22 protein-coding genes are annotated in these 23,969 nt (G+C 71.0%); 12 read left to right on the top strand and 10 right to left on the bottom strand.

Annotated features, from left to right (window positions below; translation table 11 throughout):
• Positions 1 to 93: 93 nt before the first annotated feature.
• Complete coding sequence (gene sucB / locus BLS99_RS04505; RefSeq protein ID WP_091044162.1) at positions 94 to 1,860, bottom strand: 2-oxoglutarate dehydrogenase, E2 component, dihydrolipoamide succinyltransferase; 1,767 nt, start codon at positions 1,858 to 1,860, stop codon at positions 94 to 96.
• 27 nt (positions 1,861 to 1,887) lie between these two features.
• Entirely contained in the window at positions 1,888 to 3,276 is a 1,389-nt protein-coding gene (gene lpdA, locus BLS99_RS04500) for a dihydrolipoyl dehydrogenase (protein ID WP_091044158.1), read from the bottom strand.
• 248 nt (positions 3,277 to 3,524) lie between these two features.
• Between lpdA and BLS99_RS04495 the strand changes: the two genes are divergently transcribed.
• Positions 3,525 to 3,857: an oxidoreductase gene (locus BLS99_RS04495; RefSeq protein ID WP_091044154.1), complete on the top strand. Its 333-nt coding sequence runs from the start codon at positions 3,525 to 3,527 to the stop codon at positions 3,855 to 3,857.
• Between the two features lie 85 nt (positions 3,858 to 3,942).
• Here the strand turns inward: BLS99_RS04495 and BLS99_RS04490 are convergent, their stop codons facing one another.
• On the bottom strand, positions 3,943 to 5,403 hold the full coding sequence (locus BLS99_RS04490) for a leucyl aminopeptidase (protein WP_091044151.1): 1,461 nt from the start codon (positions 5,401 to 5,403) through the stop codon (positions 3,943 to 3,945).
• A gap of 75 nt (positions 5,404 to 5,478) precedes the next feature.
• Here BLS99_RS04490 and gcvT point away from each other — a divergent pair, with 75 nt between their 5' ends.
• The 6 genes from gcvT to BLS99_RS04460 all read left to right on the top strand — a co-directional run bounded on the left by gcvT (position 5,479) and on the right by BLS99_RS04460 (position 13,260).
• On the top strand, positions 5,479 to 6,564 hold the full coding sequence (gcvT, locus tag BLS99_RS04485; RefSeq protein ID WP_091044149.1) for a glycine cleavage system aminomethyltransferase GcvT: 1,086 nt from the start codon (positions 5,479 to 5,481) through the stop codon (positions 6,562 to 6,564).
• Between the two features lie 99 nt (positions 6,565 to 6,663).
• Positions 6,664 to 7,980 carry a Gfo/Idh/MocA family protein gene (locus BLS99_RS04480; protein WP_091044146.1) on the top strand — a complete coding sequence of 439 codons (1,317 nt, stop codon included), beginning with the start codon at positions 6,664 to 6,666 and terminating at the stop codon, positions 7,978 to 7,980.
• Positions 7,981 to 8,057: 77 nt separating this feature from the next.
• Complete coding sequence (gene uxaC, locus BLS99_RS04475) at positions 8,058 to 9,488, top strand: glucuronate isomerase (RefSeq protein ID WP_091044142.1); 1,431 nt, start codon at positions 8,058 to 8,060, stop codon at positions 9,486 to 9,488.
• Positions 9,489 to 10,787 (top strand): enolase C-terminal domain-like protein, encoded by a 1,299-nt coding sequence (locus tag BLS99_RS04470; protein WP_091044138.1) that lies wholly within the window; start codon positions 9,489 to 9,491, stop codon positions 10,785 to 10,787. It abuts the gene before it with no gap.
• On the top strand, positions 10,784 to 12,145 hold the full coding sequence (locus BLS99_RS04465; protein ID WP_091044135.1) for a mannitol dehydrogenase family protein: 1,362 nt from the start codon (positions 10,784 to 10,786) through the stop codon (positions 12,143 to 12,145). The genes BLS99_RS04470 and BLS99_RS04465 overlap by 4 nt, the downstream gene beginning before the upstream one ends.
• Positions 12,142 to 13,260 carry a Gfo/Idh/MocA family protein gene (locus BLS99_RS04460; RefSeq protein ID WP_176953193.1) on the top strand — a complete coding sequence of 373 codons (1,119 nt, stop codon included), beginning with the start codon at positions 12,142 to 12,144 and terminating at the stop codon, positions 13,258 to 13,260. Before BLS99_RS04465 ends, BLS99_RS04460 begins: the two co-directional genes overlap by 4 nt.
• Positions 13,261 to 13,308: 48 nt before the next feature.
• On the opposite strand, the gene BLS99_RS04455 is transcribed toward BLS99_RS04460, so the two are convergent.
• Positions 13,309 to 14,718, bottom strand: a complete 1,410-nt coding sequence (locus tag BLS99_RS04455) for a pectate lyase family protein (RefSeq protein WP_091044129.1) — start codon at positions 14,716 to 14,718, stop codon at positions 13,309 to 13,311.
• Between the two features lie 175 nt (positions 14,719 to 14,893).
• Positions 14,894 to 15,847, bottom strand: a complete 954-nt coding sequence (locus BLS99_RS04450; RefSeq protein WP_091044126.1) for a pectate lyase family protein — start codon at positions 15,845 to 15,847, stop codon at positions 14,894 to 14,896.
• Between the two features lie 234 nt (positions 15,848 to 16,081).
• Between BLS99_RS04450 and BLS99_RS04445 the strand changes: the two genes are divergently transcribed.
• The gene (locus BLS99_RS04445) at positions 16,082 to 17,047 is read left to right on the top strand and encodes an acetylxylan esterase (RefSeq protein ID WP_091044122.1); all 966 of its coding nucleotides are present in this window, start codon (positions 16,082 to 16,084) and stop codon (positions 17,045 to 17,047) included.
• A 46-nt stretch (positions 17,048 to 17,093) separates the two neighbouring features.
• On the opposite strand, the gene hisN is transcribed toward BLS99_RS04445, so the two are convergent.
• Genes hisN through aroA form a run of 3 tightly spaced genes read right to left on the bottom strand, consistent with a single transcriptional unit; the run spans position 17,094 to position 20,258 of the window.
• Positions 17,094 to 17,894, bottom strand: coding sequence for a histidinol-phosphatase (gene hisN, locus BLS99_RS04440; protein WP_091044119.1), 801 nt, complete (start codon positions 17,892 to 17,894; stop codon positions 17,094 to 17,096).
• A 30-nt stretch (positions 17,895 to 17,924) separates the two neighbouring features.
• Entirely contained in the window at positions 17,925 to 18,953 is a 1,029-nt protein-coding gene (rsgA, locus tag BLS99_RS04435; RefSeq protein ID WP_091044115.1) for a ribosome small subunit-dependent GTPase A, read from the bottom strand.
• A 3-nt stretch (positions 18,954 to 18,956) separates the two neighbouring features.
• Entirely contained in the window at positions 18,957 to 20,258 is a 1,302-nt protein-coding gene (gene aroA / locus BLS99_RS04430) for a 3-phosphoshikimate 1-carboxyvinyltransferase (protein ID WP_218126239.1), read from the bottom strand.
• A 141-nt stretch (positions 20,259 to 20,399) separates the two neighbouring features.
• On the opposite strand from aroA, the gene BLS99_RS04425 reads away from it, so the two are divergent.
• The 4 genes from BLS99_RS04425 to rsrA all read left to right on the top strand — a co-directional run bounded on the left by BLS99_RS04425 (position 20,400) and on the right by rsrA (position 23,148).
• A complete protein-coding gene (locus tag BLS99_RS04425) occupies positions 20,400 to 21,107 on the top strand; it encodes an SOS response-associated peptidase (RefSeq protein WP_091044900.1) in 708 nt (235 codons plus the stop codon).
• A gap of 147 nt (positions 21,108 to 21,254) precedes the next feature.
• The gene (locus BLS99_RS04420) at positions 21,255 to 21,608 is read left to right on the top strand and encodes a WhiB family transcriptional regulator (RefSeq protein ID WP_091044112.1); all 354 of its coding nucleotides are present in this window, start codon (positions 21,255 to 21,257) and stop codon (positions 21,606 to 21,608) included.
• Positions 21,609 to 22,075: 467 nt separating this feature from the next.
• Positions 22,076 to 22,855 carry a sigma-70 family RNA polymerase sigma factor gene (locus BLS99_RS04415; RefSeq protein ID WP_091044108.1) on the top strand — a complete coding sequence of 260 codons (780 nt, stop codon included), beginning with the start codon at positions 22,076 to 22,078 and terminating at the stop codon, positions 22,853 to 22,855.
• The gene (gene rsrA / locus BLS99_RS04410) at positions 22,852 to 23,148 is read left to right on the top strand and encodes a mycothiol system anti-sigma-R factor (RefSeq protein WP_218126237.1); all 297 of its coding nucleotides are present in this window, start codon (positions 22,852 to 22,854) and stop codon (positions 23,146 to 23,148) included. The genes BLS99_RS04415 and rsrA overlap by 4 nt, the downstream gene beginning before the upstream one ends.
• Before the next feature lie 21 nt (positions 23,149 to 23,169).
• On the opposite strand, the gene BLS99_RS27285 is transcribed toward rsrA, so the two are convergent.
• Together BLS99_RS27285 and BLS99_RS27740 are read right to left on the bottom strand one after the other, a co-directional pair.
• On the bottom strand, positions 23,170 to 23,754 hold the full coding sequence (locus BLS99_RS27285; RefSeq protein ID WP_091044105.1) for a TetR/AcrR family transcriptional regulator: 585 nt from the start codon (positions 23,752 to 23,754) through the stop codon (positions 23,170 to 23,172).
• Between the two features lie 81 nt (positions 23,755 to 23,835).
• A complete protein-coding gene (locus tag BLS99_RS27740; protein ID WP_374209694.1) occupies positions 23,836 to 23,910 on the bottom strand; it encodes a 50S ribosomal protein bL37 in 75 nt (24 codons plus the stop codon).
• Positions 23,911 to 23,969: the final 59 nt, after the last annotated feature.

Raw genomic sequence — 23,969 nt, 5'->3', positions numbered from 1 at the left:
GCACCACCGCGGTGACACCCGGGCGGTGACAGGCGAAGGGGCGCGGCGGGTTCCCCCGCCGCGCCCCCCTGTCGTGTTCGGACAGCCGTGCCCCTACAGGCCCAGCTGGTGTTCGAAGTTGCCCTCTTCGATGCGCTTGGTGACCGCTTCGAGGTAGCGGGCGGCGTCGGCGCCGTCGATGAGGCGGTGGTCGTAGCTCAGCGTCAGGTGCATGACCGAGCGCACCGCGATGACCTCGCCGAGCTCCGGGTCGTTGATGACGCGGGGGCGCTTGACGATCGCGGCGGTGCCGAGGATCGCCGACTGCCCCACGGGGACGATCGGCGTGTCGAACAGCGCGCCGACCGAGCCGGTGTTGGTGATGGTGAAGGTGGGCCCGAACAGGTCGTCGGGGGTCAGGCCGCCGTCGCGGGCCTTCTTGGCGATCTCGGCGATCCGCTTGGCCAGGCCCGGGATGTTCAGGTCGCCGGCGTCCTTGACGACCGGGACGATGAGGCCCTTGGGCGTGTCCACCGCGAAGCCGACGTGCTCGGCCTCGGGGTAGGTGATCGTCTTCTCCTCCATGTTCATGGTGGCGTTGACGATCGGGTACTGCTGGAGCGCCTCGATCGCGGCGATCGAGAAGAACGGCAGGAAGGAGAGCTTGACGCCGTGGCGGGCGAGGAACTCGTCCTTCTTGGCCGCGCGGAGCTTCGCCACCTTGGTGACGTCCACTTCGCGCACCGTCGTCAGCTGCGCCGTGGTCTGCATCGACTGGAGCAGGGCCTTGGCGGCGGACTGGCGCAGGCGCGACATCTTCTCGGTGCGGCCGCGCAGCGGGCTCACCTCGGCCGGGGCCGGAGCGGCCTTGGCCGGGGCGGCGGCGGGCGCGGGCGCCTCGGCCTTCTTGGCGTCGATCGCGGTCTGGACGTCCTCCTTGCGGATGCGTCCGCCCACACCGGACCCGGTGACGGACGAGAGGTCCACCCCGTTGTCGGCGGCGAGCTTGCGCACCAGCGGCGTCACGTAGGAGCCCGAGGGCTTCGACGCGGCGGGGGCGGCCACGGCCGGAGCGGCGGCGACCGGGGCCTCGGCGACCTCGGGTGCGGCCGGGGCCGGCGCGGTCGGCGTGGACTCGGCCTTCGCCGGGGCCGCGGCGGGCTCGGGCTCGGACTTGACCGCGGGAGTCGGCTCCGCCGCCTTCGGTTCGGGCTTCGGTTCCGGGGCGGACGCGGCCGGGGCGGCGTCGCCGGAGCCGATGATCGCCAGCACGGAGCCCACCTCGGTGGTCTCGTCCTCGGCGACGCGGATCTCCAGCAGGGTCCCGGCGGCCGGGGACGGGATCTCCGTGTCGACCTTGTCGGTCGAGATCTCCAGCAGGGGCTCGTCGACCTCGACGGTGTCGCCGACGGCCTTGAGCCAGGTGGTCACGGTGCCCTCGGTGACCGACTCGCCCAGTTCGGGGAGGCGGACCTCGGTGCCGGAGGCGGTGCTGGAGGACGCGGCCTTCGCGGCGTCGGCGGCCTGAGCGGCCTCGTCCTTCGGCTCCTCCGCCTCGGGCGCTTCGGCCTGCGACTCCTCGGGCTCGGGCAGCGGCTCCTGCGCGGGCGCGGGGGCCGGGGCCTCGCCGCCGCCGGCCTCGGACGGGTCGCCGATGATGGCGAGCTCGCCGCCGACCTCGACGTCAGTGTCCTCGGGGACCACGATCTTCAGCAGCACGCCCGCGACCGGCGAAGGAACCTCGGTGTCGACCTTGTCGGTCGAGACCTCCAGGAGCGGCTCGTCGACCTCGACGGTGTCGCCTTCCTTCTTGAGCCACTGGGTGACAGTCCCCTCGGTGACCGACTCACCGAGAGCGGGCATCGTTACCGATGTCGGCATCGTTCGTTCAACTCCTGCGGTTGTGGATTAGTCGTGGGCGTGCAGCGGCTTGCCGGCCAGCAGCATCGCCGCTTCGCCGATCGCCTCGTTCTGGGTGGGGTGCATGTGGATGAGCTGGGCGACGTCGTTGGCGTACGCCTCCCAGTTGTAGATCAGCTCGGCTTCGCCGATCTGCTCGGAGATGCGCGCGCCGACCATGTGGACGCCGACGATCGGCCCGTCCTCGACCGCCACGAGCTTGATGAAGCCCTGGGTCTTGAGGATGTTCGACTTGCCGTTGCCCGCGAGGTTGTAGTTGACGGACTTGATCTTGTCGGCCCCGTACTTCTCCTTCGCCTTGTCCTCGTTGAGGCCCATGGAGGCCACTTCGGGCTCGGTGAAGGTGACGCGCGGGATGCCGGTCTCGTCGATGGGGGCCGGGTTGAGGCCCGCGATGTGCTCGGCGACGAAGATGCCCTGGAGGAAGCCGCGGTGCGCGAGCTGGATGCCGGGGACGATGTCGCCGACGGCGTAGACGCCGGGGACGGAGGTCTGGAGGCTCTCGTTCACGGGGACGAAGCCCCGGTCGAGGGTGATGCCCTGCTCCTCGTAGCCGATCCCGGCGGTGACGGGGCCGCGGCCGACGGCCACGAGCACCAGGTCGCCTTCGACGACGGTGCCGCCCTGGATCGTCACCTGCACGCCCGAATCGGTCCTCTCGACCTTCTCGAAGAACTTGCCGGTGTGGAACTTGATGCCGCGCTTGCGGAACGCGCGCTCGAGCTGCTTGGAGGAGTCGGCGTCCTCGGCCGCGATGAGGCGGGGGAGGCCCTCGATGATCTCGACCTCGACACCCAGGGACTTCCAGGCGGAGGCGAACTCGACGCCGATGACGCCGCCGCCGATGACGATGGCCTTGTTCGGCAGCTCGGTGAGTTCGAGGGCGTGCTCGGAGGCGATGATCTTCTCGCCGTCGATCTCCAGGCCGGGGAGGGTCTTGGAGTATGAGCCGGTCGCGAGGACGACGTTCTTGCCGGTGACGGTCTGGCCGTTGTCGACCTGGACCGCGTTCGGGCCGACGAGCGTGCCGGTGCCCTGGATGAAGTCGACCTTGTGGGCCTTGACCAGGCCCTGGAGGCCCTTGTACAGCTTGGAGACGACGTCGTCCTTGTACTTCTTGACCGCCGGCATGTCGACGCCCTTGAACTCGGCCAGGATGCCGAACTGCTCGGACTCGCGGGCGGTGTCGGCGACCTCGCCGGCGTGGAGCAGCGCCTTGGTGGGGATGCAGCCGCGGTGCAGGCAGGTGCCGCCGACCTTGTCCTTCTCGATCAGGGCGACTTTCAGCCCCAGCTCGGCCGAGCGGAAGGCCGCCGCGTAACCGCCGCTGCCGCCGCCCAGGATCACGACGTCGTATCCTGCGTTCGGGTCGCTCATTGATCTCCCCACTTCACTGTCCGGATGTACGGCTCCGCAAGCGTCGCCGAGGGTGCTTAGGTTCGCTGCCCATCCTTCCACCGGGCGCGTCTCGTGGTCGCCCAGACCCGGTGCTTGGAGTGTGCAACACCATTCAACCGCTTGCTGGGAGCTTCGGAAAGTCAAGTTCGTGTGCGGCTGGACACAGGCGTCATAGCGCGTGTGTACGCTTGAAAGTCGACATCGTGCGGGTGCGTGAGGGAGCGGCTGTGGGCTGGTTCGGCAAGAAGAGGAAGCAGGGGGACGGGACGCTGGACCGCGCCTCCGACAACGGCGACCAGCGCCACCTGGTCGAATTCATCAACACGCGCACCGGGGTCGAGGCGTACGTCGAGCCCAAGACCACCGTCACCGAGACCACGGTCATGCTCATCGCCCACGACGGCGAGTGGACCCGCCGCCGGGTCGACGGCCCCGCGGGCGCCTTCGCCCTGGGCCGCAAGCACAGCGTGCCGGTCTACGAGGTCGCGAAGGTCGGGTACCCGCAGCGCAAGCGCGACTACGACGCGCGCAAGAAGCTGGAGCAGCAGCGCCGCCAGTAGTACGAAGCGGCCGGCCCCTTCGGGACCGGCCGCGTCCGTGAACTCTCGTGCGCGTTCCCGCCGACCGGCGGTGAACGCCGGGCGGCTACTCGCCGGCGTGCTCCTCCAGCAGCGCCACGAGCGTGCGCACCGGCACCGCGGTCGCGCCCTTCGCAGTGTACCCGTGCGCCGAGTCCGAGTCGGCCGGGCCGGCGATGTCGAGGTGCGCCCACGGGATCTCCTCGGGCACGAACTTCGACAGGAAGATCCCGCCCTGGATCATGTGGCCGTCGCGCTTGAGGCCCTGCGCGCACTGCGACACGTCGGCGATCGAGGACTCCATGAGCTTGACGAGGTCGTCGGGGAACGGCATCGGCCAGCCGTGCTCGCCGGTGGCGTCGCCGATGCGGCGGAGCCGCTCGGTCTCGGCGTCGGTGCCCATGAGGCCCATGGTCCGGCGCCCGAGCGCGATGAGCTGGCCGCCGGTGAGGGTCGCGACGTCGTAGACCGCGTCGGGCCCGTCCTCGACGGCCCGCGAGAGCGCGTCGGCGAGCACCAGGCGGCCCTCGGCGTCGGTGTTCAGGATCTCGACGGTCATGCCGTTGCGGATGGTGAGCACGTCCGAGGGCCGGAAGGCGGTGCCCGAGACGAGGTTCTCGGCGAGCGCGACGGTGCAGGTCACGTTCACGGCCAGGCCCAGGCGCGCGGCGGCGATGGTCGCGCCGACCACGGCCGCGGCCCCGGCCATGTCGTACTTCATCTCCCACATGCCCGCGGCCGGCTTGATCGAGTAGCCGCCGGAGTCGAAGGTGATGCCCTTGCCGACGAGCGCGATGTGCTTGCGCGCGCCCTCGGGCCGGTAGGACAGCCGCACCAGGCGCGGCGGGGCCGAGGAGCCGCCGCCGACGGCGAGGACGCCGCCGTAGCCGCCGGCCGAGAGCGCCTCGGCGTCGAGGATCTCGACCTCCAGGCCCGCCGCGACGGCGGCCTGCTCGATCTCGATCGCGAACGTCGGCGGGCGCAGCAGGTTCGCGGGCGCCGAGACCCAGTCCTTGACGAGCGCGATGCTCTCGCCGAGGACGCGGGCCTTCGCCACCGCGTCCTCGCCGGCGCCGTAGACGGCGATCGACTCGGGGGCGGCGTCGCCGCCCCCCTCGGTCTTGAAGCCCTCGAACCTGTACGCGCCGAGGATCGCGCCGGTGGCGGTGGCCTCCGGGTCCCCTTCGAACGCGATCGCGACCGAGCCCTTGCCGAACGCGGCGCGCACGGCGGTCCCGGCGGCGCGGCGCAGGGTCTCGTCGTCGAGGTCGTCGGCGTCGCCGAGGCCCACCGCGTAGACGAGCGCCGCGTGCAGGCCCTCGGGCGCGGGCAGGCGGGTGAGCGAGGCGGCGGCGCCGGTGTTGCCGAGGGCGGCGAGCTGCCCGGCGAGCCGCCCGCCGAACTCGGCGTCCACGCCCGCGAGGCTCTCGGGCAGGACGGGCGCGTCCTCGCCGGAGAAGACGCCGACGACGAGGACGTCGACGTCCGCGTCGGCGGCGTCGCCGGAGGCGCTGAGCAGATCAGTCACGGTCGTTCCTTCAGTTCTTCGGGGACCAAATGCTCCGATCCTAGCCACTGGGACGCGCACGATAGGCTCTGTCCCATGTCCGAACCGTCGCTGCTCACCTCACCGCTGCACTCCCGCCACATCGCGCACGGCGCCAAGTTCGCCGAGTTCGCGGGCTGGGACATGCCGCTCCAGTACCCGAGCGGCGTGCTCGCCGAGCACCAGGCGGTGCGGACCGGCGTCGGCGTCTTCGACGTCTCCCACCTGGGCAAGATCTGGGTCACCGGCCCCGGCGCGGCCGCGTTCGTCAACCGCTGCCTCGCCAACGACCTCGACCGGATCGGCCCCGGCGGCGCCCAGTACACGCTGTGCCTCGACGAGTCCGGGGGCGTCGTCGACGACCTCATCGCCTACCGCTTCGGCGACGACCAGGTCTTCCTCATCCCCAACGCCGCCAACACCGCCGAGGTCGCGCGCCGCCTCGGCGAGGCCGCCCCCGAGGGCGTCGAGGTCCGCGACGTGCACCGGTCCTTCGCCGTGATCGCCGTCCAGGGCCCGGAGTCCCCGCGCATCCTCGAATACCTCGGCCTGCCGCACGAGCACGAGTACATGAGCTTCCGCGAGCACCTGGTCGACCACGCCGACGTCATCGTCTGCCGCTCCGGCTACACCGGCGAGACCGGTTACGAACTCGTCGTGCCGGGCGAGGCCGCGGGGGACCTGTGGGACGCGATGCTCGTCGCCGGCGCGGCCCCATGCGGCCTCGGCGCCCGCGACACGCTGCGCCTGGAGATGGGCTACCCGCTCCACGGCCAGGACCTCTCCCTCGACATCACCCCGGTCCAGGCCCGCCTGAACTGGGCGATCGGCTGGGACAAGCCCGAGTACTGGGGCAAGGCCGCCCTCGACGCCGAGAAGGCCGCGGGCCCCGAGCGCCGCCTGTGGGGTCTGGAGTCCACCGGCAAGGGCGTCCCGCGCGCCCATATGACTGTTCTCGATGGTGACGCGGTGGTCGGCGAGACCACCTCCGGCACCCACGCGCCGACCCTGAAGAAGGGCGTCGCCCTCGCGCTCCTCGACGCCGCGTACAAGCCCGGCGCCGAACTCGAACTCGACGTGCGGGGCCGGCGCCTCCCGGTGCGGGTCGTCAAGCCCCCCTTCACGAAGGCCAGCCCGAAGTAGACGGGCGCGGGAGCGCGAAAGCCGTAAATGTGCCCTGGTCTTGCTTGGCGCGATGTTCTCAGATAGCGTTTACCAGAACCTCGCAGACGAAGGAGTCACATGTCAGGCACGCCGCATCGCTATGCCATCGTCGGGACCGGCTCGCGCGCCACGATGTACGTCAACGCGATCATCGAGCGGGGTGACCGGACCGCGCTCGTCGCGCTCGCCGACCCCAACCCGAAGCGGATCGCCCACCACGCCGCCGCGGTCGAGGCCGCCGGGCTCCCCGCCCCGGCCCGCTACGCCGCCGCCGACTTCGGGCGCCTCCTCGCCGAGACCGACCCCGACACCGTCATCGTCACCTCGGTCGACGCCACCCACCACGAGTACATCCTCGCCGCGCTGGCCGCCGGCAAGGACGTCATCTCGGAGAAGCCGCTGACGACCACCGCCGAGCACGCCGCCGAGATCCTCGCCGCCGAAGCGGCGTCCGCCGGGAAGGTCACCGTCACCTTCAACTACCGGTACAACCCCCTCCACGAGAAGGTCGCCGAGCTGCTGCGCGAGGGCGCGGTCGGCGAGATCACCTCCGTGGGCTTCGACTGGCTCCTCGACACCCGCCACGGCGCCGACTACTTCCGCCGCTGGCACCGCGAGGAGGCCAACTCCGGCGGCCTGCTCGTCCACAAGTCCGGCCACCACTTCGACCTCGTCAACTGGTGGCTCGACGCGGCCCCCGTGCGCGCCTTCGCGAAAGGCCGCCTCGCCTTCTACGGCGAGAACGGCAAGGCGAACGGCCACGACCGCGGTTACGCGCGCGTCCACGGCTCCGACGCCGCCGCCGACGACCCCTTCGCGCTCCACATGGAGTCCAACCCGGGCCTCAAGGCGCTCTACCTCGACGCCGAGGACGAGGACGGCTACGTCCGCGACCAGTCGGTGTTCGCCCCCGGGGTCACCATCTACGACGACATGATGTCCCTCGTGGACTACGACTCCGGCGTCACCCTCTCCTACCGGCTCACCGCCTACTCGCCCTGGGAGGGCTACCGGGTCCACTTCAACGGCACCCAGGGCCGCCTCGAACTCCTCGTCGTCGAGAACGACCACGTCAACCCCGCCCTCAAGGGCCCCAACGGCGCCAGCGTCCACGGCACGCACGCCGCCGCGGAGGAGGGCCGGTACGAGCTCACCGTGCACCCGTTCTGGACCAAGCCCGAGAAGATCGACCTGGGGGAGTACAACCGCGCCGGGCACGGCGGCGGCGACACCCGGATGCTCGGCGTCCTCTTCGACGGCGACGCCGACCCCCACGACCGGTCGGCGAGCGCGCAGGACGGCCTCAACGCGCTGGCCGCGGGCCTGGCGTCGAACGCCTCGATCCGCACTGGGCAATCGGTTGCCGTCTCGGACCTCTTCAAGCAGGAGAAATAGACGCCGATGCTCCCGCACCCGTCGCCCCGCCCGGCCGGCTCGCTTCGCTCGCCTTCCCCGAACCGGAGTAAACGCTGATGCTTCATCCCGACCGCCTCTTCCCGGCCGACGAGCGCACCCGCGCCATCGCCCGCGAACTCCACCGGCGCACGGCCGACCTGCCGCTGGTGAGCCCGCACGGGCACGTCGACGCGCGCCTCATCGCCGAGAACCGGCCGTTCCCCGACCCGGCGCGCCTGTTCGTCGTCCCCGACCACTACCTGACCCGGATGCTCTACGCGCAGGGCGTGCGCCCCGACGAGCTCGGCGTCCCCTCCGCCGCGGGCGAGCCCTCCGAGGTCGACGGCCGCACCATCTGGCGCCGCTTCGCCGAGCACTACTACCTGTTCCGCGGCACCCCCTCGAAGCTGTGGCTCGACCACACCTTCGCGGAGGTCTTCGGGATCTACAAGGAGCTCGGCCCCGACACCGCCGACGAGTTCTACGACCACCTCTCCGCGAGGCTCGCCGAACCCGCCTACCGGCCCCGGGCCCTGTTCGACCGCTTCAACATCGAGGTCCTCGCCACCACCGAGTCCCCGGTGGACTCCCTCGAACCCCACGCCGCCCTCGCCGAACTCCCCGCCGGCGGCGGGCGCCGCTGGGGCGGGCGCGGCGGCAAGGTCGTCACCACGTTCCGGCCCGACAACCTCGTCGAACCCGGCTGGCCCGGCTGGCGCGAACGCGTCGACGCCCTCGCCGCGATCACCGGCGAGGACACCGCCACCTTCGACGGCTTCCTCACCGCCCTGCGCAAACGCCGCCGGGACTTCATCGCCGCCGGTGCCACCTGCACCGACCACGGCAACCTCACCGCGCGCACCGAGGACGACCCGAAGGCCGCCGCCGAGATCTACGCCAGGGCCCTCGACGGCGAGGCCACCGAGGCCGAGATCCTGCGCTTCCCCGCGCTCATGCTCGTCGAGTTCGCGCGCATGAGCGTCGACGACGGCCTCGTCATGCAGCTCCACCCCGGGTCCAACCGCAACCACAACCAGTGGCTGTACGAAGGCTGGGGCCGCGACGTCGGCGGCGACATCCCCAACACCACCGAGTACACGCGGGACCTCAAGCCCCTGCTCGACGCGTTCGGCAACCACCCGCGCTTCCGCATCGTCCTCTACACCCTCGACGAGACGGTCTTCAGCCGCGAGATCGCGCCCCTCGCGGGCGGCTACGCGTCGGTGTTCGCCGGCGCCCCCTGGTGGTTCCTCGACTCCCCGGAAGGCATGCGCCGCTTCCGGGAGGCGGTCCACGAGACCGCCGGGTTCTACAACACCGCCGGGTTCGTCGACGACACCCGCGCGTTCTGCTCGATCCCGGCCCGCCACGACCTGGCCCGCCGCGTCGACGCCTCCTACCTCGCGCGCCTGGTCGCCGAGCACCGCATGACCGACGCCGAGGCCGCCGAAGTCGCGGTGGACCTCGCCTACCACCTCCCTCGCAAGATCTACGGATTGGAAACGTAAGTGTCTGCTCGAATCGAACGCCTCGAGGTCCACGACGTCCGGTTCCCCACCGCGACCGCCGGCGACGGCTCGGACTCGATCAACCGCGCCGACTACTCCGCCTGCTACGTGGAGCTGTTCACCGACGGCGGCCCCACCGGCACCGGCTTCACCTTCACCGGCGGTCGCGGCACCGAGATCTGCGTCCAGGCCGTCAAGGCGTACGCGCCCCTCGTCGTCGGCCGCACGGTCGAGGAGATCTTCGCGAACCCCGTCGAGTTCTCCCGCTCCCTCGTCCAGGAGCCCCAGATCCGCTGGCTCGGCCCCGAGAAGGGCGCCACCCACATGGCCGTCGGCGCCGTCGTCAACGCCGTCTGGGACCTCCGCGCCAAACTCGAAGGCAAGCCCATGTGGCGCCTCCTCGCCGAGATGGACTCCGCCGAACTCGCCGCCCAGGTCGACTACCGGCACATCGAGGACGAGCTCACCTACGACGAGGCCGTCGCCATCCTCGACGAAGGCCGCATCGGCTACGAGGACCGCCTCAAAGTCCTCGAGCACGACGGCTTCCCCGCCTACACCACCTCCGTCGGCTGGCTCGGCTACAGCGACGACAAGGTCCGCGCCCTCACCGAGCAGGCCGTCGCCGACGGCTGGACCGCCGCCAAGATGAAAGTGGGCTCCCCCGACGTCGCCGACGACGTCCGCCGCGCCCGCATCATCCGCGACGTCCTCGGCCCCGACCGCCTCCTCATGATGGACGCCAACCAGATCTGGTCCGTCCCCGAGGCCATCGCCAACATGCGCGAACTCGCCGCCTTCGACCCCTACTGGATCGAGGAGCCCACCCACCCCGACGACATCCTCGGCCACGCCCGGATCGCCAAGGCCGTCAACCCGATCCGCGTCGCCACCGGCGAGGTCGCCGCCAACCGCGTCATCTTCAAGCAGCTCCTCCAGGCCGAGGCCATCAAGGTCTGCCAGATCGACGCCTGCCGCGTCGGCGGCGTCCCCGAGGTCCTCGCGACCCTCCTCATGGCCGCCAAGCGCGGCGTGGAAGTATGCCCCCATTCGGGCGGAGTCGGCCTGTGCGAATACGTGCAGCACCTCGGCATGTTCGAATATCTCCGGATCGGCAAGACCCTGGAGGGGCGCATGATCGAGTACGTCGACCATCTGCACGAGCACTACACCGACCCCGTCACCGTCGTGGACGGCCGCTACCGGCTCCCCACCCAGCCCGGCTACTCGGTCACCCTCAAGGCCGAATCCATCGCCGAGTACTCCTACCCGAACGGCCCGGCGTGGCTGAGCTCTTGAACGACGTCCTAGGCGACGAGGTCCTGAAGCGGCTCCCCGGGGACGTCACCGTCCCCGGGGACCGCCCCGACCGCTCCGGGATCCTCCACATCGGCGCCGGTGCCTTCCACCGCGCCCACCAAGCCGTCTACACCGACGACACCGACTGGGGCATCACCGTCGCCGCGCCCAGCTCGCGCGGCGTCATCGACGCTCTCGCCGCCCAGGACGGCCTCTACTCCGTCGCCACCCTGGGCCCGGACGGCGCCTCCATGCGCGTCATCGGATCGATCGCGGACACCCTCCACATCGCCACCGACCGCGACCGCGCCCTCGACACCGTCGCCGCGCCCACCACGCACGTCGTCACCCTCACCGTCACCGAGAAGGCGTACCGCGACCCGCACGGCGTCCCCGGCCTCCTCGCCGCAGGACTCGCCCGTCGCGCCGCCCAGAGCGGGCCCCCGCTCACGATCCTGTGCTGCGACAACCTCCCCGACAACGGCAAGACCACCCGCGCCGCCGTCGAACCCCTCCTCGACGACACCACCCGCGCCTGGGCCGAAGAGCACGTCACGTTCCCCTCCTCCATGGTCGACCGCATCGTCCCCGCCTCCACCCGGGCCACCTACGAACGCGCCCTCGCCGAACTCGGCGTCTCCGACCTCGCCGCCGTCGAGGCCGAACCGTTCAGCCAGTGGGTCATCGAAGACGACTTCGCCGGACCCCGCCCCCCGTGGGACGCCACCTACACCGCCGACGTCGCCGGCTGGGAGCGCCTGAAACTGCGCACCCTCAACGGCGTCCACTCCACCCTCGCCTACCTCGGCGCCCTCGCCGACACCGAGACCGTCGCCGGCGCCCTCGCGCTCCCCGGCGCCGACAGCTTCGCGCGCTGGCTCATCGCCGAGCAGATCGCACCGAGCTTCACGCCCCCCGACGGCCAGGACACCGTCGCGTACGGCGACAGCGTCCTGGAGCGCTTCGCCAACCCCGGCATCCGCCACCGCTGCATCCAGATCGCCATGGACGGCTCCCAGAAGCTCCCGCAGCGCCTGTTCGCCACCATCGGCGACCTCGCCGCCGCCGGCGTCGACCTCGACCTCATCGCGCTGCCGCTCGCCGCCTGGACCCGCTTCTGCGCCGGCAAGTCCGACGCCGGCGCCGACCTGCCGCTCGACGACCCGCTCAAGGACGTCCTGCGCCAGAGCCTCGCCGCCGCCGGACCCGCCCCCGCGGCGCGCATCGACGCGATCCTCGGCATCCGCCAGGTCGTCCCCGAACCCCTCGCCGACAACCACCAGCTGCGCCGGGCCGCCGCCAAATGGCTGCGCGAACTCGACCGGCACGGCGTCGCCACCACCCTGGAGCACCTGTGACAACGAGCATCCCGCGCGTCGCCCTCGTGGGCGCCAACGGCTTCGGCCTCCACCACCGCGAGCACAACCTCGCCCCGCGCACCGCGCGCGGCGAACTCGAGTTCGTCGGCATGTGCGACACCGCCGAGATCCAGGAGCGCCCCGGCGCCCCCATCGGCGACACGCCCGTCTTCGACGACTACCGGGCCATGCTCGACGCCACCGACCCCGACGTCGTCATCATCGCCACCCCGCCGCCCTCGCACCTGCCCATCGCCGGCGACGCGATGCGCCACGGCACCGACATCTACCTGGAGAAGCCCCCCGTCACCACCCTCGCCGAATACCGCGAGCTGTACGACGTCATGACCGAGACCGGCCGCAACGTCCAGGTCGGCTTCCAGGCCCTGGGCTCCCACGCCTTCAACGCCGTCCGCGACGCCATCGAGGCGGGCCGCTTCGGCGAGATCGAGTCCATCGGCGTCGCCGGCTCCTGGCAGCGCCCCGACTCGTACTACCGCCGCTCCGCGTGGGCCGGCAGGCGCGAGCTCAACGGCACCCTCGTCGCCGACGGCGCGCTCGCGAACCCGTGGGCCCACGCCTCCCAGCAGGCCATCGCGCTGGCGGGGGACTGGCCGCTCCACGGCCCGGTCGAGCTCGAACGGCTGCGCACCCGCGAGTCGATCGAAGTGGACGACACGGCCGTGTGGCGCGCGACGAACAAGAACGGCGTGCGCATCACCGTCGCCGTGACCCTCTGCGGCGACGCGAAGGTGGAGGGCGACATCTACATCAAGGGCACCGAGGGCGAGGCGTGGTACGGCTTCCGCGAGGACCTGCTGCGCCTGCCCGGCGAGACCGAGGCGAAGCAGTACGGCACCACGAACCTCCTCGACAACCTTCTGGCGCACCGCCGCCGCGGGGTCGGCCTCATCTCGGGGCTGCGCCGCGCCAAGCCGTTCACCGGCGTCCTGGAGCAGGTCCTCACCTCGCCGGTGCCGCGCCTGGTCGACGAGAAGCACCTCGAGCGCGTAGGCGACGATCCCGTGACGATCCTCAAGGGCGTCGACCGCGCGGTGGTCGACGCGGCGACCCAGGGCAGGCTCTACAGCGAACTCGGCCTCCCCTGGGCCTGATGCGGCAAGGCCCCCGGCGCGAGCCGGGGGCCTCTTCCTCTATCGGGGTCAGCGCGCCCCGGCGCCTCCCGTCACGATCGACTTGACGTTCGACGGGGTGTCGAGCGTGAACGAGTACGGCACGCCCGCGACGGAGCCGCTGGAGACCGGCGAGCCCGAGTTCACCAGGTGGTTGTTCCGCGAGACGATGCGCCCGCCCGCGGAGTCGCCCTGGCCGATCTCGGTGGGGGAGTCGGTGTTCTCGATGTAGTTGCCCTCGAAGATCACCCCGGCGTTCATGGTCGTCGCCACGCCGTAGTCGCCGATGTCGTAGTAGTAGTTGTTGAACACGTGGACCGGCTCGCCGAAGCGGACGCGCGGGTTGCGCTGGTTCGTGCCGTTGAACCAGTTGTGGTGGTAGCTCACCCGCAGGTTCCCGATGTCGGCGGTGTGGTCGTCGGAGTGGCCCAGCAGCATGTTCTTGTCGCTGCCGTCGAAGCGGTTCCACGACACGGTGACGAAGTCGGACTCGCGCTTGATGTCGCACGAGCCGTCGTAGCCGGTGCCGAAGGTGTTGTGGTCCACCCAGATGTTGGTCGAGCCGTCCTGGATGTTGATCGCGTCGTCGGACCAGTTGTTGAAGCGCAGGTTCTGGATGACGACGTTGCGCGAACCGCTGAGGTGGAAGCCGCCGCCGGTGATCTGCGCGCCGGAGTTGCCGACGATGGTGACGTTCGAGCCGACGTTGACCATCCCCGAGACGTTGATGGTGCCGCTGACGCGGACCACCCTCGCCGAGGAGCCGCTGACGGCCGAGGCCAGCGCCGACGCCGAGGTCACGGTGGTCGCCGAGGCGCTGCCGCCGCCGGTGGTGCCGCCGTTCTGGGTCGCCCAGCCGACCAGGCCCGTGGTCGGGGTGGAGCCGCCGACCTGGACGAGCTGGAACTGCTGGTTGTACCCGTTGAGGTAGTCGTACTGGGAGATGCGCGAGCCGGCCGCGGTCGACCACTCCCACACGTCGAGGGCCTTGCCCGAGAAGCGGTTCACGAAGGTCGCGTACCCGCCGGACTCGGTGACCCGCCACTGCTGGTTGTCGGCGTTGAGGTCGGTCCACTGCGCGATTGTGGCGCCGTTGGCGGCGTTCCACTCCCACACGTCGAGCACGAGGTTCGAGTGCCGGGCCTGGATGCGGTAGTAGCCGCCGCCGGAGTCGACGAAGCGGAACTGCTGGTTGGTCGCGCCGGTCTGGTTGTACTGGATGATCTCGGCGCCGCCGGCGGTGCTCAGGTTGAGCACGTCCAGGACCAGCCCGGAGTGGCGGGACTTGATGTGGTACCAGGTGCCGGGGGTGACCGCCTGTGCCGGGGCGGCGGCCGCGAGGAGGCCGGCTGAGGCGGCGACGGGTACGGCGGCGCCGAGCCCGACGATCTTCCAGAAGCCGCGTCTGGTGTGCGTGCCTCCGGCGGGGTTGGTGTCCATGAGACCGGGGTCCTTTCGATGGAGGGGGAGGCCCAATATATCGATGGACCTCGATGTTGACGGTAACCCGGTGAGGACAGCGTTTGCAAGAGCTCCGTCCGAAATAGAAAGGGACGGGACCGGCGGTGCGCCACCGGTCCCGTCTGGCGTGTGGCAAGCGCTGGTACGGGCGGGGCTAACTGGCCCCGGCGCTCGCGGTCACGACCGATTTCACCTGCGAGGGGGTGGTCAGCGAGTACCCGTACGGGACGCCGCCCACCGATCCGCTCGACGCCGGCGCGGAGGTGTTCACCAGGTGGTTGTTCCTGGAGACGATCCGCCCGTCGTCCGAGGAGCCCTCGCCGATGTGGACCGCGTCGTCCGCGTTCTCGAGGTAGTTCCCCTCGAACAGGACGCCCGCGTTCTCGGTGGTGGCCACGCAGTACGAGCCGATGTTGACGTAGTAGTTGTTGTAGACGTGCACGGTCTCGCCGAACCGCACGCGCGGCGTGCGCTGGTTCGTGCCGTTGAACCAGTTGTGGTGGTAGGTGACCCGCAGGTGGCCGATGTCCTGGCTCCCGTTGGAGTCGGAGTGGCCCAGCAGCATCGTCTTGTCGGTGCCGTTGAACCGGTTCCACGACACCGTGATGAAGTCCGAGCCGCGCTTGATGTCGAGCGCGCCGTCGGAGCCGGTGCCGAAGGTGTTGTTGTCGAACCACAGGTTCGTGGAGCCGTCCTGGACGTTGATCGCGTCGTCGGACCAGTTGTTGAACCGCATGTTGTACACGATCACGTTGCGGTCGGAGTCGAAGTTGAGGCCGCCGCCGGTGAAGGTGGCGCCCGAGTTGCCGATGATGGTGGTGTTGGATCCGACGTTGACCATGCCGGAGAGGGCGATCGTGCCGCTGACGCGGACGATCTTGGCGCTGCTGGAGGACACCGCGGAGGTGAACGCCGAGGCGCTGGTGACCGTGGTGGTGGGGCCGCCGGCGCCGCCGGTGGTGCCGCCGTTCTGGGTCGCCCAGCCGGTGAGGCCGGACTGGGCCACCGCCGGTGCCGGGTCGAGGGCGGTGACCGACAGCGCGGCCAGCACGACCGCCGCGACGAGTCCGAGGACCCGCCTGGCCGTGAGGGAGATGGTCGTCGACATTGACGAGCGTCCTTTCGTTGGAGAAGCAGACGCAACATATCGATATGCGCCTATTTTTCACGGTAAGCCCGACCGGACAGCGTTTGCAAGGGCTTCGCGCGAAATAGAAAGGCACGGGGCCGGCGGCGGCTCGCCGGGCCCGACTGGCGTCTGGCAAGCGCTGATGCGGGGCGGAACGAGTGTGGCAACCGGTTGCGGTAGACGCTTTCCTCGGGTCGTGCTACAAACTTCCCCATGGCTCTCTTCGACCTCCCCCTGGAACAGCTCCGCGAATACCGCCCCGACGTCCCCGAACCCGCCGACTTCGACGAGTTCTGGAAGACCACCCTCGGCGAGGCCGCCGGCTTCGGACTCGACGTGCGCACCGAGCCCTACGACGCGGGCCTGGTCGCCGTCGACGTCCACGACGTCACCTTCGCCGGCTGGGGCGGCCACCCCATCAAGGCGTGGCTCGTCAAGCCCAAGGGCGTCGAGGGCCCCCTCCCGTGCGTCGTGGAGTACATCGGCTACTCCGGCGGCCGCTCCTACCCCTGGGCTCACACCACCTACCCCGCCGCCGGCTGGGCCCACTTCGTCATGGACACCCGCGGCCAGGGCTACGGCAACTGGCAGCCCGGCGACACCGCCGACCCCTACGGCACCACCGGCCCCACCAACAAGGGCTGGATGACCCAGGGCCTCGAAGCCCCCGAGCACTACTACTACCGCCGCGTCTTCACCGACGCCTACCGCGCGGTCGACGTCGCCAAGGGCCTCGACGGGATCGACCCCGACCGGATCGTCGTCGCCGGCGGCAGCCAGGGCGGCGGCATCACCCAGGCCGTCGGCGGCCTGCGCGCCGACCTCGCCGGCGCCATGGTCGACGTGCCGTTCCTGACCCACTTCCAGCGCGCCGTCACCATCACCGACGCCTTCCCCTACCAGGAGATCGTCGAGTTCCTCTCCGGCCAGCGCCTGCGCGAGGACCGCGTCTTCGCGACCCTGAACTACTTCGACGGCCTCCACTTCGCCGCCCGCGGCACCGCCCCCGCGCTCTACTCCGTCGGCCTCATGGACGACGTCTGCCCGCCCTCCACCGTGTTCGCGGCCTACAACCGCTGGCAGGGCGACAAGCGGATCACCGTGTGGCCCTGGAACCGGCACGAAGGCGGCGGCATCCACCAGCGAGGCGAGCACCTGAAGTTCCTCGCCGAGCGCTAGGCGCGCGGCAGGGGCGGGACCACTCGGTCCCGCCCCTGCCCGCGTCCTACAGTTCGCGGATCTTCAACCGCTCCAGCGCCTCGTCGTGCAGGAGCCCGTTCGTCGCCAGCGCCGACCCGCCGTCGGGGCCGGGGCGCCCGCGCAGGTCGGTGAACTTCCCGCCCGCCTCCTCCACGATGAGCGCCAGCGGCGCCAGGTCCCACAGCGCCACTTCGGGTTCGGCCGCGATGTCCACGGCCCCCTCGGCGAGCAGGCAGTACGAGTAGAAGTCCCCGAAGCCGCGCTCGCGCCACGCCTCGTGGAGCATCCCGAGCATCGCGCCCTGCCGGTCGAGCTTGGCCCACCCGGTGATCGAGGAGATGCTCACCGACGCGTCCGAAAGCCGGGCGACCTTGGAGACCTGGATGCGCTTCCCGGCGCGCTGGTCGCGCCCGGCGAAGGCCCCGGCGCCCTTCATGGCCCACCAGCGTCGGTTGAGCGCCGGGGCGCTGACGACGCCGACGACGGGTTCGCCGCGGTCGAACAGCGCGATCAGCGTTGCCCAGATCGGCACGCCCCGAACGTAGTTGCGGGTGGCGTCGATCGGGTCGATGACCCACTTGCGGCCGGAGGCGCCGGGGTTGTCCCCGTACTCCTCCCCGAAGATCCCGTCGCGGGGCCGGGCGCGCCCGAGCGTGGAGCGCAGCACCTCTTCGATGGTCGTGTCGGCGTCGGAGACCTCGGTCATGTCCGGCTTCGCGGAGACCCGCAGGTCCGAGGCGCGGAACCGGCTGGTGCCGATCTGGGCCGCGGAGTCCGCGAGCAGGTGCGCGAGGCCGAGGTCGTCGTTGTAGCTGGAAGAGGGCATGGGCTCATCCTACTGAGTCCGGGCCGCCCCTCAGTTCTTCGTGTCGGCCTCGTTGAGCGAGGCCAGGACCCGGCGGAACGAGGCGAGGCGCCCGGCGCGCGGGTCCTCGGGCCCGATCTCGGCGTCGAGGGCGCAGTCGCCGATCTCGGGGGTGTGCGTGCACCCGCGCGGGCAGTCGGCGGCGACCTCGGCGAGTTCGGGGAACGCCTTGAGGATCGAGTCGGCGGTGACGTGCGCGAGCCCGAAGGAGCGGACGCCGGGGGTGTCGATGACCCAGCCGCCGCCGGGCAGCGCGAACGAGACGGTGCTGGTGGAGGTGTGCGAGCCCTTGCCGATGGACCGGACCTCGCTGACGGCGCGGCCGGCGCCGGGCACGAGCCGGTTGACGAGCGTGGACTTGCCGACCCCCGAGTGCCCGAAGAACACGTTCTCCTTGTCGCGCAGCAAGGCGATGAGCTCGTCGAGCGGGCTGTCGGGCTCGGTGGCGACGATGGTGAGGTCGAGCTGCGAGTAGTACGCGCGCACCTCCTCGGCCATCCGCGGGGCGAGGTCGTTCTTGGTGAGGCACAGGACCGGCCTGACCCCCGCGTCGTAGGCGGCGACGAGGCACCGGTCCACGAACCCGTACCGCAGCGGCGGGTCCACGGTGGAGGCCACGACCACGAGGGTGTCGACGTTGGCGACCACGACCCGCTCGGTGGCGTTCTCGTCGTCGGCCGAGCGCCGCAGCTCGCCGTGGCGCTCCTCGATCCGCACGACCCGGGCGAGGGTCCCGGGGTTCCCGGAGAGGTCGCCGACCAGGCCGGCGCGGTCGCCGACCACGATGGACTGCTTGCCGAGCTCGCGGGCCTTCATGGCGGTGACGGTGGTGCCCTCGACCTGGCAGGTGTAGCGACCGCGGTCGACGGCGGTCACGAAGCCCTCGCGGGCGTTCGTGTGCTTGGGCCGGATCTTGGTGCGGGGGCGGGAGCGCCGGGAGGCGCGCACCTTGACGTCGTCCTCGTCCCACTCGTCCGCATCGTCGTCGTCGGGGTCGACGTCCCAGTCCGGCTTCGGCAACGGCTATCCCTTCCCGCGCACGGCCTGCTCCCAGACCTCCGCGAACTCCGGCCAGGTCTTGGAAACGCAGGCGACGTCGTCGAGGACCAGCCCGGGGATCGCGAGCCCGGCCACGGCGCCGGCGTGGGCCATGCGGTGGTCGGCGTACGTGGCCCAGGTGCCGCGCTCGTGCCCGCCCGAGCCCACCCGGAAGCCGTCCTCGTACTCGTCGACGTCGGCGCCGATCTTGCGCAGCTCGGTGACCAGCGCCGAGACGCGGTCGGTCTCGTGGCCGCGGATGTGCGCGACACCGCGGACCGTGAAGGGGCCGTTGCTGACCCCGAACACCGCCGCGAGCGCGGGGGTGAGCTCGGCGGCGTCGGCGAGGTCGAGTTCGCCCGGCAGCGGCTCGGCGGTGCCGTAGGCGGTGAGGCCGCCGCGGGTCCACTCGACGCGGGCGCCGAGCTGCACGAGGATCTCGCGGATCGCGTCCCCGGCCTGCGTGGTCTCAGTGGGCCAGCCCTCGACGGTGACGCGCCCGCCCGCGACGAGCGCGGCGCACAGGAACGGCGCGGCGTTCTGGAGGTCGGGTTCGATGGTCCACTCGCGGCCCTGGAGCTCGCCGGGGGCGACCCGCCAGCGGTTCGGCTCGGAGTCGTCGACGTCGGCGCCGGCCTGGCGGAGCATCTGGACGACCATGTCGAGGTAGGGGCGGCTGGGCACGGGCCGGTCGCCGGTGTGGCGCAGGTCGAGGCCGTTCTCGAAGCGGGGCGCGGCCATGAGCAGGGCGCTCACGAGCTGCGAGGTCTTGGAGGCGTCCACCTCCAGCTCGCCGCCCTTGACGCGGCCGGCGGCGTTCACGGTGAACGGCAGCGCGAGGCGCCCGCCGTCCTCGATGTCGACGCCGAGGCCGCGCAGGGCCTTGATGACGCCGTCGTTGGGGCGCTTGCGCGCGTGCGGGTCGCCGTCGAAGGCCACGGGCCCGTCGGCGAGGGCCGCCACGGGTGGCAGGAACCGCATGACGGTCCCGGCGAGGCCGCAGTCGATCGAGGTCCCGCCCCGGAACCCGCCGGGCGTGACGGTCCACGCCTCGTCGTCGCCGGTGTCGACGCCTACGCCGATCGCGCGGAGCCCTTCGACCATGAGGAGGGTGTCGCGGGCGATGAGCGGGCGCTTGATCGTGCTCGGTCCGGAGGCGAGCGCGGCGAGGACGAGGGCGCGGGCCGTCATCGACTTCGAGCCGGGCACGCGGACGACCGCGTCGAGCTCGGCCTCCGCGTACGGGGCCTCCCAGCGGCGCTTCTCGGGGGCGGCGGTTGCGTTCACGCCCGCCAGTCTAGTGGTCCGGTGTGCGGGAACCGGGTGGTCGCCGGACCGGGGTGGCGCCCGGGGCCGGACGTGCGTCTTGCGGGGCGTGCCGGAAATGGAGGAACCGCGGTGTCGGTGGGCGGGGTTACCGTGTGGGGCATGTGCGGAAGGTACGCGAACAGCAAGTCGAGCCCCAGCATGGCGGCGCTCTTCGACGCCTCGGACCTCATCGCCGGCGCGTGGACCCCGAGCTACAACATCGCGCCGACGGTGCAGGCGCCGGTGGTGCGCCGCTCGAAGTCCCGCGAGGAGCGGGTGGTCGAGCTGGCCCGGTGGGGCCTGGTCCCGCCGTGGGCCTCCGATCCGGCGATCGGGTCGCGGATGTTCAACGCCCGCATCGAGACCGTCGCCACCTCGCGGGCCTACAAGCGCCCGTTCGCGACGCGGCGCGCCCTGGTGCCGGCCGACGGCTGGTACGAGTGGCGCAAGCTCCCCGGCGGCGGCAAGCAGCCGTACTTCTTCACCCGCCCCGGGGGCGTGGTCTTCGCGGGGCTGTGGGACACCTGGAAGGACGGCGACCTCACGCTGCTGACGTTCACCGTGCTCACCTGCCCGACGATGGGCGAGGCGATGGAGACCATCCACGACCGCATGCCCTACGTGCTCCCTCCCGAGCGGTACGCCGCCTGGCTGGGGGAGGAGGACGCGGCCGAGGGCGAACTGCTCGCCGGCCCCGCCTCCTCGCTGCCGGGGGACCTGGAGATCCGGAAGGTCGGGCGCGGCGTCGGCCGCGCGACGAACGACGGGCCCGAACTCGTGCTCCCGGTGGACGGCGAACCCGGCCCCTCGACACTCCCTGGATTGTGAAACCAATCACACCACCGCATCGGTATCTGTACCACAACTCGTCGGTCTTTCGTGTACAAGCCGTCGCCGGCTGAAAGGGAACGCTTCCCCGCGTCTCGGCGTAGACGCCCGGAAGGGCTGCGGCGGCAGTGAAAAAGGGAGGCAGCAATGCGGCGAATCCGCCCCGAAGAAGTAGCCCGCGCCCGCAAGGACCCCCGGCTGCTCGACGCCGCTGAATACCGGAGCGAGTCGCTCGGCGGCTCGTACCGGATGAGCGGCGACGACTGGCTGCGCCACGGCAACTGCGCCGAGGCCGAGCCGGACGTCATGTACCCCGAGCCCCGCGAGCCCATCGACGAGGCCCTGGCCATGTGCGCGTCCTGCCCGGTGCGCACGCCCTGCCTGGTGCGCGCGCTCGAGGCCCGGGACCGCCACGGCGTCTGGGGGGCCACCGCGCCCCGCGAGCGCCGGGCGATGATCGAGGTCTGGAAGGACATCAACCCCCTGGCCGTGGGCGCCTAGCGCACCCGGCTCTGATCGGCCGCGACCGCCCCGCCCGGGCGACCGTCGCGGCCTTTCGCATGTGCGGGGAAGCGGGGAGCCCTCGCGGGCGTTCTCGCAATGCGAGGGGGAGTCCGCAGCCTCCCCGGACCGGCGGCGGTGTCATGTCCGCCGGCCCGGGGCAGGTACTGGGAGTTCACGCGCCGATGTGTCGTCGGCGCGATCAAGACCCTTCCGGGTCCACTGACGATAACGACTGCGCGCACCGAAAGTTACCGGTTCGATCCGGTAAGTAAGGTTTTCGCATGGTTTCGTGAATTTCGCACGCCTCGTTGGCGGTTCCCGCTCGGCCGCACCGCCTCCCGGGCCCCCGCGGACCGGGTGTGGCGGAGCAGACTCGCAGGGTCCCGCCCTCGGCGGAATGAACCGGCACCGGGCGCTGTTGAGCGGTACGAGTCTCCGACTTCGCTGTAAGGAGCGCATCGCTTATGACCACCACCGTCCGCGGACGCGAAGACGAGCGCCTGGCCGCGCTGCTGAGCGGTCCCGAATGGTCCCCCGCCTACGGGACCAGTCCCGTCGGCGGCGTCACCGCCGCCGGTATTTCCGCCGTCCCCTCCCGGACCCCTGCCGTAGGCTCGGCTTCTGAGGCCGACGAGAGGGAGACGGTGACCGAGGCAGGAAGCGAGACCGCCCAGGAGCGGCGCGAGCGTTTCGAGCGCGACGCGATGCCCCTGATCGACCAGCTCTACGGCGCGGCGCTGCGCATGACGCGCAACCCGGCCGACGCCGAGGACCTGGTCCAGGAGACGTTCCTGAAGGCGTACTCGAAGTTCCACCAGTTCCGCGAGGGCACCAACCTCAAGGCGTGGCTGTACCGGATCCTCACCAACACGTACATCAACTCCTACCGCAAGAAGAAGCGCCAGCCGCTGACCTCGCCGACCGATGAGATCACCGACTGGCAGCTCGCGGACGCCGAGTCCCACTCGGCCTCGGGGCTGCGCTCGGCCGAGACCGAGGCCCTCGACCACCTGCCCGACTCCGACGTCAAGGACGCCCTCCAGCGCCTGGGCGAGGACTTCCGCCTGACGGTCTACCTCGCCGACGTCGAAGGCTTCTCCTACAAGGAGATCGCCGACATCATGGGCACCCCGATCGGGACGGTCATGTCCCGCCTCCACCGGGGCCGGCGCCAGCTCCGCCAGCTGCTGAGCTCGTACGCCGCCGACCGCGGCCTCTCGCCCGCACAGGAGGGCCAGTCGTGACCAGCGAACCGGACAAGCCCCGCCTCGACTGTCGCGAGGTGCTCGAAGAGGTCTACCTGTACCTCGACGAGGAGTGCTCCGACGTGCGCCGCGGCGTCATCAAGGACCACCTCGAGGACTGCTCGCCGTGCCTCTCGGAGTACGGCATCGAGCAGGAGGTGCGGGCCATCGTGCACCGCTGCTGCTCCAAGGAGGTCGCCCCCGACGACGTCAAGGAGCGGCTGCGCCAGAAGCTCGGCGCGATCGAGCAGGTCAGCCAGTTGTTCTCCGAGGCCGCCGAGCGCGATCGCTGATCGCGCCCGGGCGTCCCCGGATCAGGAGGCGGCGTTCGCCTCGATCATGCCGATCGAGATCTGGAGCGACGCCTCCCGGATGTCGTCCTCGGAGTCGTCGACCCGCGGGTACGTGATCCAGTTGCTGTAGAGCGTCGTGATCGCGTCCCAGGCGCGCATGCGCTGGATCAGGGGCGCGTCCGACTCCACGAGCAGCGCGTGCAGGCGCCGCTGCCGCAGCCGGAAGACCGACATGCGGTCCAGGCGCGTGAGCGCGGCCTGGTTGTTCTGCATGAACCGCAGCACCGGCACGTGCGCGCGGATGACCTCCGCGTAGCGGCGCAGCAGTTCGGTGCGGGTGTCGAGTTCCCTCGGGCGCGTGTCCCCCCAGTCGCAGATGGCGTCCAGGTCGTTCGCGTAGGACTCGAAGAAGCTCGCCGCGATGTCTTCCTTCGTCTTGAAGTGGTAGTACAGCGCGGCCTTGGTGACGCCGAGGTGCTCGGCGATCTCCCTGAGAGAGGTGTGCTCGTAGCCGTGCTCGCTGAAGAGCGCGATCGCGGTCCGCTGGATCCGCTCGCGGGTGCTCGGCTGTTGCGGCTCGCGCGGTTCGCGCGGCGATTCGGTCATCTGGGCAAGTCTCGTTCTTGTCCGTGTCGGCCAGTGCCATCGCGGGGCAGTCGCGGCCACGGCCGCCTGCCCCGCCAAGCGCTAGCTGTTCGGCCGCTTCCCGTGGTTCGCGGCCTTCTTCTTACGCGACTTGCGCTTGCGAGCTGCTTTCGCCATCGCTTCCTCCTCAGGTGTGGTCGGGAATTCGGTGGGTCAACCTTACCGGTACCTGCGCG

Origin of the sequence: Glycomyces sambucus (assembly GCF_900102815.1) — a bacterium.
In the GTDB taxonomy this organism is placed as follows: Bacteria; Actinomycetota; Actinomycetes; order Mycobacteriales; family Micromonosporaceae; genus Glycomyces; species Glycomyces sambucus.
This window is presented reverse-complemented; position numbering and strand designations above follow the sequence as displayed.